This window comes from Burkholderia sp. R-40 (assembly GCF_049942845.1).
Taxonomy (GTDB): domain Bacteria; phylum Pseudomonadota; class Gammaproteobacteria; order Burkholderiales; family Burkholderiaceae; genus Burkholderia; species Burkholderia ambifaria.
Genome location: NZ_CP187967.1, coordinates 3236393 through 3249093 on the forward strand (window position 1 = coordinate 3236393; position 12701 = coordinate 3249093).

Annotated in this window: 10 protein-coding genes; 7 read left to right on the forward strand and 3 right to left on the reverse strand. The window is 67.5% G+C overall.

The genetic code is table 11. The features are described from left to right. The first annotated feature begins 24 nt into the window (after positions 1–24). Positions 25–2742 carry a methionine synthase gene (gene metH / locus ACP26O_RS14985; RefSeq protein ID WP_426356250.1) on the forward strand — a complete coding sequence of 906 codons (2718 nt, stop codon included), beginning with the start codon at positions 25–27 and terminating at the stop codon, positions 2740–2742. A gap of 113 nt (positions 2743–2855) precedes the next feature. On the opposite strand, the gene ACP26O_RS14990 is transcribed toward metH, so the two are convergent. After that, on the reverse strand, positions 2856–3179 hold the full coding sequence (locus ACP26O_RS14990; protein ID WP_012364816.1) for a DUF1840 domain-containing protein: 324 nt from the start codon (positions 3177–3179) through the stop codon (positions 2856–2858). Between the two features lie 201 nt (positions 3180–3380). Between ACP26O_RS14990 and argS the strand changes: the two genes are divergently transcribed. The 6 genes from argS (at position 3381) to ACP26O_RS15020 (ending at position 11325) form a co-directional block, all read left to right on the forward strand. After that, on the forward strand, positions 3381–5162 hold the full coding sequence (gene argS / locus ACP26O_RS14995; protein ID WP_175665648.1) for an arginine--tRNA ligase: 1782 nt from the start codon (positions 3381–3383) through the stop codon (positions 5160–5162). A gap of 84 nt (positions 5163–5246) precedes the next feature. Further along, entirely contained in the window at positions 5247–6131 is an 885-nt protein-coding gene (locus tag ACP26O_RS15000) for an SPOR domain-containing protein (RefSeq protein ID WP_175665649.1), read from the forward strand. Between the two features lie 69 nt (positions 6132–6200). Then, positions 6201–6842, forward strand: a complete 642-nt coding sequence (locus tag ACP26O_RS15005; protein ID WP_175665650.1) for a thiol:disulfide interchange protein DsbA/DsbL — start codon at positions 6201–6203, stop codon at positions 6840–6842. A gap of 19 nt (positions 6843–6861) precedes the next feature. Then, the gene (locus ACP26O_RS15010; RefSeq protein ID WP_006750886.1) at positions 6862–7635 is read left to right on the forward strand and encodes an SDR family oxidoreductase; all 774 of its coding nucleotides are present in this window, start codon (positions 6862–6864) and stop codon (positions 7633–7635) included. A 264-nt stretch (positions 7636–7899) separates the two neighbouring features. Beyond that, positions 7900–9495 carry an ABC transporter substrate-binding protein gene (locus tag ACP26O_RS15015; protein WP_175665651.1) on the forward strand — a complete coding sequence of 532 codons (1596 nt, stop codon included), beginning with the start codon at positions 7900–7902 and terminating at the stop codon, positions 9493–9495. A 189-nt stretch (positions 9496–9684) separates the two neighbouring features. Further along, positions 9685–11325, forward strand: a complete 1641-nt coding sequence (locus ACP26O_RS15020) for an ABC-F family ATP-binding cassette domain-containing protein (protein WP_175665652.1) — start codon at positions 9685–9687, stop codon at positions 11323–11325. A gap of 7 nt (positions 11326–11332) precedes the next feature. Here ACP26O_RS15020 and ACP26O_RS15025 read toward each other — a convergent pair whose 3' ends face one another. After that, entirely contained in the window at positions 11333–11479 is a 147-nt protein-coding gene (locus ACP26O_RS15025; protein WP_175665653.1) for a hypothetical protein, read from the reverse strand. A gap of 130 nt (positions 11480–11609) precedes the next feature. Next, complete coding sequence (locus ACP26O_RS15030; RefSeq protein WP_175665654.1) at positions 11610–12686, reverse strand: MBL fold metallo-hydrolase; 1077 nt, start codon at positions 12684–12686, stop codon at positions 11610–11612. Between the last annotated feature and the right edge of the window lie 15 nt (positions 12687–12701).

Here is a 12701-nt window from a genome sequence, read left to right on the forward strand (position 1 = left end):
TACCTCACACGAATTCGCACCGCCATGACCGATCACATGATGCGCCTTGCCGGCCTCGAGCCGTTCAACGTCACGTCCGGGACGCTCTTCATCAACGTCGGCGAACGCACCAACGTCACCGGCTCGAAGGCGTTCGCGCGGATGATCCTGAACGGCCAGTTCGACGAGGCGCTCGCCGTCGCGCGCCAGCAGGTCGAGAACGGCGCGCAGGTGATCGACATCAACATGGACGAGGCGATGCTCGATTCGAAGGCGGCGATGGTGCGCTTCCTGAACCTGATCGCCTCCGAGCCGGACATCGCGCGCGTGCCGATCATGATCGACTCGTCGAAGTGGGAAGTGATCGAGGCCGGCCTCAAGTGCGTGCAGGGCAAGGCGATCGTGAACTCGATCTCGCTGAAGGAAGGCGAGGAAGCGTTCCGCCATCACGCGAACCTGATCCGCCGCTACGGCGCGGCCGCGGTCGTGATGGCGTTCGACGAGACGGGCCAGGCCGACACCTACGCGCGCAAGACCGAGATCTGCAAGCGCTCGTACGACTTCCTCGTGAACGAAGTCGGCTTCCCGCCGGAAGACATCATCTTCGACCCGAACATCTTCGCGGTCGCGACCGGCATCGAGGAGCACAACAACTACGCGGTCGACTTCATCGAGGCGACCCGCTGGATCAAGCAGAACCTGCCGTACGCGAAGGTGAGCGGCGGCGTGTCGAACGTGTCGTTCTCGTTCCGCGGCAACGACCCGGTGCGCGAGGCGATCCACACCGTGTTCCTGTACCACGCGATCCAGGCGGGGATGGACATGGGCATCGTGAACGCGGGCCAGCTCGGCGTGTACGCCGATCTCGACGCGGAACTGCGCGAGCGGGTCGAGGACGTGATCCTGAACCGCCGCGAGGATTCCACCGACCGCCTGCTCGAGATCGCCGACAAGTTCAAGACCGGCGCCGCGAAGAAGGAAGAGAACCTCGAGTGGCGCGACCAGCCGGTCGAGAAGCGCCTCGCGCACGCGCTCGTGCACGGGATCACGAATTTCATCGTCGAGGACACCGAGGAAGCGCGCGCGGCCATCGCCGCAGCCGGCGGCCGCCCGATCAACGTGATCGAAGGCCCGCTGATGGACGGGATGAACGTCGTCGGCGACCTGTTCGGCCAGGGCAAGATGTTCCTGCCGCAGGTCGTGAAGTCGGCGCGCGTGATGAAGCAGGCCGTCGCGCATCTGATCCCGTTCATCGAGGAAGAAAAACGGCTGCTCGCGGAAGCGGGCGGCGACGTGCGCGCGAAGGGCAAGATCGTCATCGCGACCGTGAAGGGCGACGTGCACGACATCGGCAAGAACATCGTGTCGGTCGTGCTCCAGTGCAACAACTTCGAAGTCGTCAACATGGGCGTGATGGTCCCGTGCAACGAGATCCTCGCGAAGGCGAAGGTCGAGGGCGCGGACATCATCGGGCTGTCGGGCCTCATCACGCCGAGCCTCGAGGAAATGGCGTACGTCGCGTCCGAAATGCAGCGCGACGATTACTTCCGCGTGAAGAAGATTCCGCTGCTGATCGGCGGCGCGACGACCTCGCGCGTGCACACGGCCGTGAAGATCGCGCCGCATTACGAAGGCCCGGTCGTCTACGTGCCCGACGCATCGCGCTCGGTGTCGGTCGCATCGAGCCTGCTGTCGGACGAAGGCGCGACGAAGTACCTCGACGAATTGAAGTCGGATTACGAACGGATCCGCGAACAGCACGCGAACCGCAAGGCCCAGCCGATGGTCACGCTCGCCGAGGCGCGCGCGAACAAGGCGAAGCTCGACTGGGCGAGCTACCGGCCCGTGAAGCCGAAGTTCATCGGCCGCCGCGTGTTCAAGAACTACGACCTGAACGAGCTCGCGAACTACATCGACTGGGGCCCGTTCTTCCAGACCTGGGATCTCGCGGGTCCGTACCCGGCGATCCTGAACGACGAGATCGTCGGCGAATCGGCGCGGCGCGTGTTCTCCGACGCGAAGTCGATGCTCGCGCGCCTGATCCAGGGCCGCTGGCTCACGGCGAACGGCGTGATCTCGCTGCTGCCGGCGAACACGGTCAACGACGACGACATCGAGATCTACACCGACGATTCGCGCTCCGAAGTGCTGCTCACGTGGCGCAACCTGCGCCAGCAGAGCGTGCGTCCGGTGGTCGACGGCGTGATGCGCCCGAACCGCTCGCTCGCCGACTTCATCGCGCCGAAGGAATCGGGCATCGCCGACTACATCGGGATGTTCGCGGTCACGGCCGGCCTCGGCGTCGACGTGAAGGAAAAGCAGTTCGAAACCGACCACGACGACTACAGCGCGATCATGCTGAAGGCGCTCGCCGACCGCTTCGCGGAAGCGTTCGCCGAGGCGATGCACGCGCGCGTGCGCCGCGAGCTGTGGGGCTATGCGAGCGGCGAAACGCTCGACAACGATGCGCTGATCGCCGAAAAGTACGCGGGCATCCGCCCGGCGCCCGGCTACCCGGCCTGCCCCGACCACCTCGTGAAGCGCGACATGTTCGCCGCGCTGCATGCGGAGGAAATCGGGATGAGCGTGACCGAATCGCTGGCGATGCTGCCGGCCGCGAGCGTGTCGGGCTTCTATCTCGCGCACCCGGACAGCCGCTACTTCTCGGTCGGCAAAATCGGGCAGGATCAGCTCGACGACTACGCGCGGCGGATGTCGCTGTCGCTCGCCGACGCCCGGCGCGCGCTCGCGCCGCAGCTCTGACCAATGCCGGCGGGCGGGCGGCCCGCCATTTCGTCAGAGGAAATGAAAAGCCCGCTCGAAAGCGGGCTTTTTTTGCGTTGCCAACGATCTTTCGATCGGGCGGGCAAGGAAGCTCAGAAGCCCCAGTGCACGTCGGCCTGGCCGGCCTTCGCTTCGCGCAGCATCGTAAGGAAGGGTGCAACGCGCTGTGCGAGGCTCGGCGGCACTTCGTGGTGCGCGTGGTCGTCGTCGTCCTCGTGGAAGTGGCCCGCGTGCTCGGCGCGCTCCTGCTTCGCCTGCGCAACCGCGCCTTCCAGCTTGGCGATTGCGTGGTCCAGTTCGTCGTGCGTAATCACACCGCGCTCGCCCAGCTGCTTGCCGACGAGACCCAGCACATACACGGCGAAATCCTTCAGCACGTCGAGATCCTGTGCCGCCTTGCTCTTGAACGTAATCATGACAATTCCCTTTTCATCTTGTTGTGCCTGCCCGGCGCGGTTGGTGGGACGCCGGCAGACCGGCGTGCGGCCTCACGAAGCCGGGGCGCCTGAGCGGCATATTAGCACCTGTTAAAATTCTGCGATCCCTGAAACGCGCGCTTAAAAAGCGCGCCGGCCGGCCGGTGTTTCCGGCAGCCACCAACGAAGCCTTCTACCAGCATGCTGCCAGCACACAAACAGACCCTCGAAGCCCTGCTCGCGGATAGCGTCAAGCAGGTCGCACACGCGCTGAAAGGCGCCGACGCAGCGTTCGTCGCCCCGGCCATCACGCTGGAGCGCCCGAAGGTCGCCGCGCACGGCGACGTCGCGTGCAACGTCGCGATGCAGCTCGCCAAGCCGCTCGGCACGAACCCGCGCCAGCTCGCCGAGAAGATCGTCGCCGCCCTCACGGCCCAGCCGGCCGCGCAAGGGCTCGTCGATGCGGCCGAGATCGCCGGCCCCGGCTTCATCAACCTGCGCCTGACGGCCGCCGCGAAACAGGCGGTGATCGCCGCCGTGTTCGAGCAGGGCCGCGCGTTCGGCACGTCGGACCGCGAAAAGGGCAAGCAGGTGCTGCTCGAATTCGTGTCGGCCAACCCGACCGGCCCGCTGCACGTCGGCCACGGCCGCCAGGCGGCCCTCGGCGACGTGCTCGCGAACGTGATCGCGAGCCAGGGCTACGCGGTGCACCGCGAGTTCTACTACAACGATGCCGGCGTGCAGATCGGCAACCTGGCGATCTCGACGCAGGCGCGCGCGCGCGGCCTGAAGCCGGGCGACGCGGGCTGGCCCGAAGCCGCGTACAACGGCGAATACATCGCCGACATCGCACGCGACTACCTGAACCGCGAGACGGTCGCCGCGAAGGATGGCGAGCCGGTCACGGGCGCGGGCGACATCGACGATCTCGACGCGATCCGCAAGTTCGCGGTCGCGTACCTGCGCCACGAGCAGGACATGGATCTGCAGGCGTTCGGCGTGAAGTTCGATCAGTACTACCTCGAGTCGTCGCTGTACAGCGAAGGCCGGGTCGAGAAGACGGTCGACGCGCTGGTCAAGGCCGGCATGACCTACGAGCAGGACGGCGCGCTGTGGCTGCGCACGACCGACGAAGGCGACGACAAGGATCGCGTGATGCGCAAGTCGGACGGCACGTACACGTACTTCGTGCCGGACGTCGCGTACCACGTGACGAAATGGGAGCGCGGCTTCACGCAGGTGATCAACATCCAGGGCTCGGACCACCACGGCACGATCGCGCGCGTGCGCGCTGGTCTGCAGGGTCTGCACGTCGGCATCCCGAAGGGCTATCCCGACTACGTGCTGCACAAGATGGTCACCGTGATGCGCGACGGCCAGGAAGTGAAGCTGTCGAAGCGCGCGGGCAGCTACGTGACGGTGCGCGACCTGATCGAATGGTCGGGCGGCGCGGCACCGGGCCAGGAAGCGGCGCCCGACCTGATCGACGAGGCGACCATCACGCGCGGCCGCGACGCGGTCCGTTTCTTCCTGATCTCCCGCAAGGCCGACACCGAATTCGTGTTCGACATCGACCTCGCGCTGAAACAGAACGACGAGAATCCGGTCTACTACGTCCAGTACGCGCATGCGCGCATCTGCTCGGTGCTCAACGAACTGAAGTCGCGCTACAACGTCGACGTGGCGCAGCTGCCGGGCGCCGACCTGGCGCAGCTCACGAGCCCGCAGGCCGTGTCGCTGATGCAGAAGCTCGCCGAGTATCCGGACATGCTCACGCACGCGGCGAAGGAACTCGCGCCGCATGCGGTCGCGTTCTACCTGCGCGATCTCGCTGGTGAATTCCACTCGTTCTACAATGCGGAGCGCGTGCTGGTGGACGACGAAGCGCCGCGCAACGCGCGCGCCGCGCTCCTCGCCGCGACCCGGCAGGTGCTCGAGAATGGTCTGGCGGTGCTCGGCGTGTCCGCGCCCGCCAAGATGTAAGCGGCCCGAACGGGGCAGCGAATGGCCGCGGCAGGAGCGCCTGCCCCGGCCTTTTCACGATTCTTTTTGCAGGTGACTCAAGCAATGGCACAACCACGCCGAACTTCGAAGCAATCGAAACAAGCCGGAGGGACATTTCTTGGAATCGTGCTGGGCCTGATCGTCGGCCTCGCGATCGCGGTGGTGGTGGCGCTCTACATCACGCGTTCGCCGTCGCCATTCGTGTCGAAGGTCGCACCGCCGCCGACCGACACCGGCGCGAGCCAGCCGCAGCAGTTCGACCCGAACCGCGCGCTGCAGGGCAAGACGCCCGGCCAGCCGGTGCCGCAGGCCGCGCAGCCCGCGCCGCCCAACACCGCGCCCGGCCAGGCCGCGAACCAGACCCAGGGCGGCCTGCTGCCCGAACCGCAGATCGTCGAGGTGCCGCCCTCGGGTAACGCGAACGGCTCCAACACCACGGCCTCGAACAATGCGACGTCGGGCAACGGCGTCGCCGTCGCGCCGAAGCCGGCCGACAACACGCCGCCGAAGAAGACGCAGCAGGCGCAGCAACAGCAGCAAGGCGGCGAGGACGATCTCGCGCGCTTCGCCGCGCAGAAGCAGGCGCAGCAGGCGGCCGCGCAGAAACAGCAGCAACAGCAACTGGCCGCGAACACGCCGAAGCCGGCGCCGTCCGCGACATCCGCCACGTCCGCCGCGGCAGCGAAGCCGCCGACCGCGAACGACGCGAACACCGGCTACTTCCTGCAGGTCGGCGCGTACAAGACGGAAGGCGACGCCGAGCAGCAGCGCGCGCGCCTCGGCTTCCAGGGCTTCGAGTCGAAGGTGTCGAAGCGCGATGTCAGCGGCGTGACCTATTTCCGCGTGCGCGTCGGCCCGTTCTCGAAGTTCGAGGATATGAACTCGGCCCGTCAGCGGCTGTCCGATGCAGGTGTCGACACGGCGGTGATCCGCTTCACGAAGCAGTAAGCAACCGGCCGCGCCCACGCAGAACCCGTTACGTTTCGTCATCCAAGCAACTGATTCGACGCTTACAACATGAAAAAACTACTTAGCACGCTCCTTCTGTCCCTGGGCCTGGCCGTCGCCGGCTTCGCCCAGGCGTCGCCCGCCGCGCCTGTGTCCGGCAAGGACTTCGAGGTGATGAAGTCGCCGCAGCCGGTGTCCGCGCCGGCCGGCAAGGTCGAGGTCATCGAATTCTTCTGGTACGGCTGCCCGCACTGCTACGAATTCGAGCCGACGATCGAGGCCTGGGTGAAGAAGCAGGGCAACAACATCGACTTCAAGCGCGTGCCGGTCGCGTTCCGCGACGATTTCATCCCGCACTCGAAGCTGTTCTACGCGGTGTCCGCGCTCGGCATCTCGGAGAAGGTCACGCCGGCGATCTTCAACGCGATCCACAAGCAGAAGAACTACCTGCTGACGCCGCAGGCGCAGGCCGACTTCCTGGCGACGCAGGGCGTCGACAAGAAGCAGTTCATGGACGCGTACAACTCGTTCAGCGTGCAGGGCCAGGTGAAGCAGTCGGCCGAGCTGCTGAAGAGCTACGCGATCGACGGCGTGCCGACGGTCGTCGTCCAGGGCAAGTACAAGACGGGCCCGGCTTACACGAACAGCATCCCGGGCACCGCTCAAACGCTCGACTACCTCGTGAAGCAGGTTCAGGACAAGAAGCTCTGATCCCCGCCCGCGCGCCGGCATGACTACTCCGCTGAAGGTCTTCATCACCGGCGCGTCGAGCGGCCTCGGCCTCGCGATGGCCGAGGAATACGCCCGCCAGGGCGCCACGCTCGCCCTCGTCGCGCGCCGCACCGATGCCCTCGATGCGTTCGCGCGGCGCTTCCCCAAGCTGTCCGTCTCCGTCTATAGCGCCGACGTGCGCGACGCCGATGCGCTCGCGACGGCCGCCGCGTCGTTCATCGCCGCGCACGGCTGCCCCGACGTCGTGATCGCGAACGCGGGCATCAGCCAGGGCGCCGTCACGGGCCAGGGCGACCTCGCCACGTTCCGCGACGTGATGGACATCAACTACTACGGGATGGTCGCGACGTTCGAGCCGTTCGTCGGCCCGATGACGGCCGCGCGCCACGGCACGCTGGTCGGTGTCGCGAGCGTCGCCGGCGTGCGCGGCCTGCCGGGCTCCGGCGCGTACAGCGCGTCGAAGTCGGCCGCGATCAAGTATCTCGAGGCGCTGCGCGTCGAGCTGCGCCCGGCCGGTGTCGGCGTCGTGACGATCGCGCCCGGCTATATCCGCACGCCGATGACCGCGCACAACCCGTACCGGATGCCGTTCCTGATGGACGCCGATCGCTTCGCGGCCCGCGCCGCGCAGGCGATCGCGCGGCAGCACGCGTTTCGCGTGATTCCGTGGCAGATGGGCGTCGTCGCGAAGGTGCTGCACGTGTTGCCGCGCTGGCTCTACGACCGCCTGTTCGAGAAGGCGCCGCGCAAGCCGAAGGCCGGCGCGCACTGAGTGCATCGCGCCTCCGGCACGCCGTGCGTGCCGGACCGGTGCTGCGCCTTCCCCCCTCCCTCACCGCCGCCCCAACACGCATTCCGTCGCGAACGCAGCCGTTGTTCGCTCAATTCGCCGCGTTCCGACGCCTTTTTTCACGCGCCGCGCGCTTTGCCGGTATGCTATTCGCCAGCCGCGCCGCCCCGTCCACCATTGGGCCGCGCCTGCATTCCGCATGCATTCCGACATCCGGCAAAAATCACAAGTCACGTGGGAGAACCTATGCACGCCAAGCTGTTCGCCGCGGCCACGCTCGCCGCCGCCCTCGCCGCTCCCGGCCTCGCCGTCGCCAAGCCGCTCACCGTCTGCACGGAATCGAGCCCGGACGGATTCGACGTCGTGCAGTACAACTCGCTCGTCACCACCAACGCATCGGCCGACGTGATCTTCAACACGCTCGTGTCGTACGACGAAGCCGCGAAGAAGGTCGTGCCGGCGCTCGCCGACAAATGGGAAGCCAGCGCCGACGGCCTCACGTACACGTTCCACCTGCGCCCGAACGTCGCGTTCCAGACCACCGACTACTTCAAGCCGGGCCGCCCGCTGAACGCGGACGACGTCGTGTTCACGTTCTCGCGGATGCTCGACGATGCGAACCCGTGGCACAAGGTGGCCGGCGCGAGCGGCTTTCCGCACGCGCAGTCGATGGGCCTCGTGAAGCTCGTGAAGTCGGTCACGAAGGTCGACGACAACACGGTGAAGTTCGTGCTGAACGAGCCGAACGCGACGTTCGTGTCGATCCTGACGATGGGCTTCGCGTCGATCTACTCGGCCGAATATGCGGACCAGCTGCTGAAGGCCGGCAAGCAGGCCGACCTGAACGCGAAGCCGGTCGGCACCGGCCCGTTCGTGCTGAAGAGCTACACGAAGGACGCGCTGATCCGCTACGACGTGAACCCGACCTACTGGGGCGTGAAGCCGAAGGTCGACCGGCTGATCTACGCGATCACGCCCGACGCGTCCGTGCGCATGCAGAAGGTGAAGGCCGGCGAATGCCAGATCGCGCTGTCGCCGAAGCCGCAGGACGTGCTCGCCGCGAAGGGCGAAAGCGCGCTGAAGGTCGTGCAGACGCCCGCGTTCATGACCGCGTTCGTCGCGCTGAACACGCAGAAGAAGCCGCTCGACAACGAGAAGGTGCGCGAGGCGCTGAACCTCGCGTTCGATCGCACGACCTACCTGAAGGTCGTGTTCGACAACACGGCGACCGCCGCGAACAACCCGTATCCGCCGAACACGTGGAGCTACGCGAAGGACATCGCGCCGTATGCGTACGATCCCGCGAAGGCGAAGCAGCTGCTCGCGTCGGCCGGTTTCCCGAACGGCTTCTCGACGACGATCTGGACCCGCCCGACGGGCAGCGTGCTGAACCCGAACCCGAAGGCCGGCGCGGAACTGCTGCAGGCCGACCTCGCGAAGATCGGCGTGAAGGCCGAGGTGAAGGTGATCGAATGGGGCGAACTCATCAAGCAGGCGAAGCTCGGCCAGCATGACATGCTGTTCATGGGCTGGGCCGGCGACAACGGCGATCCGGACAATTACCTGTCGCCGCTGTTCAGCTGCAACGCGGTTAAGTCGGGCATCAACTTCGCGCGCTTCTGCGACGCGCAGCTCGACAAGCTGATCGCCGACGGCAAATCGACCGCCGACCAGGCCAAGCGCGCGAAGCTGTACGAATCGGCGCAGAAGGTGATCCACGACCAGGCGCTGTGGATTCCGCTCGGCTACCCGACCGCGGCCGCGCTCACGCGCCCGAACGTGAGCGGCTATCACGTCAGTCCGTTCGGCCGCCAGAACTTCACGACCGTCTCCGTGCAGTAACCGCGCGTGGCGCGCAAGCGACGGCATCCCGGCCCGTCGCTTGCGGCCCGCGCGGCGCGCTTGCTACACTGCGGCTCATTCCTCATACCGGACGCCAGCCAAAGTGAACAACTAAGCCTTCCCAAAAATGTTTTCGCCGCCGTGCCACGCACGCCGCGCGACGGGTTTCACGCATTTTCGGAGGTGCTTATGGCTGCTGCCACGCCCATCGGCGCGCTCGTCGCGCTTCATCACGTTTCCTTCCGCTTCGACGACGGCGTCACGCTGTTCGATTCGCTCGACCTTTCCATCGACCGCACGCCGACGGGCATCGTCGGCCGCAACGGCGTCGGCAAGAGCCTGCTCGCGCAACTGATCGCGGGCCGGCGCACGCCCAGCGCGGGCACGATCGACCGGCATACGCCCGTCGTGTACGTCGCGCAGCAGCACGACGACGCGCCGGCCGGCACGCGCACCGTAGCCGAAATCGCCGCGCTCGATGCGCCGCTCGCGGCCCTGGCGCGCCTCGCGGACGGCCGCGCGCACGCGCTCGACTTCGACCTGATCGGCGATCGCTGGGACCTGGCCGAGCGGCTGCGCGCGGCGCTCGACGCGGCCGGGCTGCACGACGTGCGCGCCGACACGCCGGCGCACGCGCTGAGCGGCGGCCAGCTGGCGCGCGTCGCGCTGATCGGCGCATTGCTGTCCGAGGCCGGGCTGCTGGTGCTCGACGAACCGACCAACCATCTCGATGCGGCGGGCCGCGCGTGGCTGCGCGCGGCGCTCGACGGGTGGCGCGGCGGCGTCGTCATCGTCAGCCATGACCGCGCGTTGCTCGCGCACGTGCAGCGCATCGTCGAACTGACGCCGCACGGCGTGCGCGCGTATGGCGGCAATTACGCGCTGTACCGCGCCCAGCGCGACGCGGAACAGGATGCCGCGCAGGCCGCGCTCGAGCATGCGCACGCGGAGCGCGGGCGGGTGAGACGCCGGCTCGAACAGGAACACGACACGATCCAGCGCCACGCCGCCGGCGCGCTGCGCGACGCGAAGACGGCCAACCTGTCGTCGATGGCACGTCAGCGTCGCAAGGGCGCGGCGCGCAACATCATGGGGCAGGTCCGGCGTCATCAGAACGACTTCAAGGCGACGCTCGACGAGCGCCTGCAGGAGGCGGCCGCCCGCGTCGAAGCCGACGCGCCGGTGCTCGTGTCGTTGCCGGGCACCGAGGTCAGCGCGCGCCGCCAGCTGTTCACGCTCGAGCATGCGCAATTGCCGTGGGATGCCGCCGGGCGCGCGGACGCGATCACGTGGTCGGCCAGCGGCCCGGTGCGCATCGCGCTGACAGGCCCGAACGGCTGCGGAAAATCGACGCTGCTGCGCATGCTCGCCGGCGAACTCGCGCCGCGCTCCGGTGCGTGCACGACGCATGTGAGCGCCGCGTATCTCGACCAGCGGCTCGCGCTGCTCGATCCCGAGCGCTCGATCGTCGAGCAGTTGGGACTGCTCGATACGCCGCTCGCCGAAGGCGACCTGCGCAGCCGGCTCGCGCTGCTGCAGCTCGATGCCGCACGCGCGACGCAGCCGGTGCACCGCCTGAGCGGCGGCGAACGGCTGAAGGCCGCGCTCGCGTGCGCGTTGTGGCGCGGCACGCCGGCGCAGTTGCTGCTGCTCGACGAGCCGACCAATCACCTCGATCTCGAATCGGTGCGCGCGATCGAAGCCGCGCTGGCCGGCTTCCCCGGCGCGATCGTGGTCGCGTCGCACGACGCCGCGTTTCTTGCGGCGCTCGAACCGACGCACACGATGCAATGGCAGCGCGACGGGTGGCGTTACGAACCCGTCGCGTGATTGGTGCTCACGATCGCTCGCCTTTGCGCGTGACGTGCGGATTGGAATCGGCGCGCCGCTGCCTGAAAAGGCGCTTCGATTCGCGCACGCCAGGGTCGGTCAGGGCGGCGGATTTCACTTTGCCGACCGCACGCGGATCGATATTCATTTCCATGCGCCCTCCCTCGTCGGTTGGATCATGCGTCGAGCTTCGCAGGCCGACGCGTGATCCGATTTGCGGGGCGCATGGCGCTTGAAGCGAAAACGACGGCGACGTAGCGTCGCGCATCGAGCGGCCGGGGCGATCAGGCCCGCGCGTAGCGAATCACGCCGTCGTCGCCGTGCTCGCGCACGAGCTCGCCCGCAAGCCACAGCAGGTTCAGGTGGGCGAGCGCCTCGCCGAGCGCGAACGTCATCTGGTGGATGTCGAGTTCGCGGCGGCGGAACATGATCGGCACGATGTCGGCGGCGCTCATCGGCTGCTCCGCGCAAGCCGTGCGCACTTCGTCGAGCCGCGCGTCGTGGTGCGCGCGCAGTTGCGCGATGCGCGTGCGCACGCCGCGAAACGGCTTGCCGTGCGACGGCAGCACGAGCGTGTCGGGCGCCATCGTTTCGTAGCGGCCGAGCGATTCCAGATACAGCGCGAGCGGGTTCGCTTCCGGTTCGAGATCGAACACCGACACGTTGGTCGAGATGCGCGGCAGCACCATGTCGCCGGAGATCAGTACGCCGTCCGTTTCGCTGTGCAGCGCGCAATGTTCAGGCGAATGGCCGTAGCCGGTGACGACGCGCCACGTGCGCGCGCCGATCTTCACTGCGTCGCCTTCGCGCAGGCGGCGGTAGCGCGGCGGCACGGCCGGCACGAGATCCGAGTAGTAGCTGCGGCGGCTGCGGAGTTTCTCGAGCGCGGCCGGATCGGTCAGGCCGTGGCGCGCGAAGTGATCGGCCGCGGCCGCGCCGCCGGCGTTCGAGCCGTTGCCGGCCGCCATCAGGCAGCCGAACATGTATTCGCCGAGCGTCATCCACAGCCGCACGTTCCAGCGGCCTTGGTCACCGCCTTCGCACAGCCAGTTCGCGAGGCCGAAGTGATCGGGATGGCAGTGCGTGACGAGCACGCGCAGCACCGGCAGCCCGTCGAGATGCCGATCGAAGATCTGTTCCCAGTGCGTCCGGATCGCCTCCGACGAGATCCCGCAGTCGACGATCGTCCAGCCGGCCTGCCCGTCGATCTCGTCGCGCAGCAGCCAGAGATTGATGTGATCGAGCGAAAACGGCAGCGGCATGCGCAGCCAGCGCACGCCGGGCGCGACCTCGAACGTGTCGCCCGCGGCGGGCAGCGTGTCGGCGAAGGGATAGTCGAGTTGGTGTTCCAGTGCGTTCATCGGTCGGGTGTCTCG

Excerpts from the sequence above, each read along its gene's own strand:
- metH (WP_426356250.1), top strand. The coding sequence starts at position 25 with ATGACCGATCACATGATGCGCCTTGCCGGCCTCGAGCCGTTCAACGTC.
- ACP26O_RS14990 (WP_012364816.1), bottom strand. The coding sequence starts at position 3,179 with ATGATTACGTTCAAGAGCAAGGCGGCACAGGATCTCGACGTGCTGAAG.
- argS (WP_175665648.1), top strand. The coding sequence starts at position 3,381 with ATGCTGCCAGCACACAAACAGACCCTCGAAGCCCTGCTCGCGGATAGC.
- ACP26O_RS15000 (WP_175665649.1), top strand. The coding sequence starts at position 5,247 with ATGGCACAACCACGCCGAACTTCGAAGCAATCGAAACAAGCCGGAGGG.
- ACP26O_RS15005 (WP_175665650.1), top strand. The coding sequence starts at position 6,201 with ATGAAAAAACTACTTAGCACGCTCCTTCTGTCCCTGGGCCTGGCCGTC.
- ACP26O_RS15010 (WP_006750886.1), top strand. The coding sequence starts at position 6,862 with ATGACTACTCCGCTGAAGGTCTTCATCACCGGCGCGTCGAGCGGCCTC.
- ACP26O_RS15015 (WP_175665651.1), top strand. The coding sequence starts at position 7,900 with ATGCACGCCAAGCTGTTCGCCGCGGCCACGCTCGCCGCCGCCCTCGCC.
- ACP26O_RS15020 (WP_175665652.1), top strand. The coding sequence starts at position 9,685 with ATGGCTGCTGCCACGCCCATCGGCGCGCTCGTCGCGCTTCATCACGTT.
- ACP26O_RS15025 (WP_175665653.1), bottom strand. The coding sequence starts at position 11,479 with ATGGAAATGAATATCGATCCGCGTGCGGTCGGCAAAGTGAAATCCGCC.
- ACP26O_RS15030 (WP_175665654.1), bottom strand. The coding sequence starts at position 12,686 with ATGAACGCACTGGAACACCAACTCGACTATCCCTTCGCCGACACGCTG.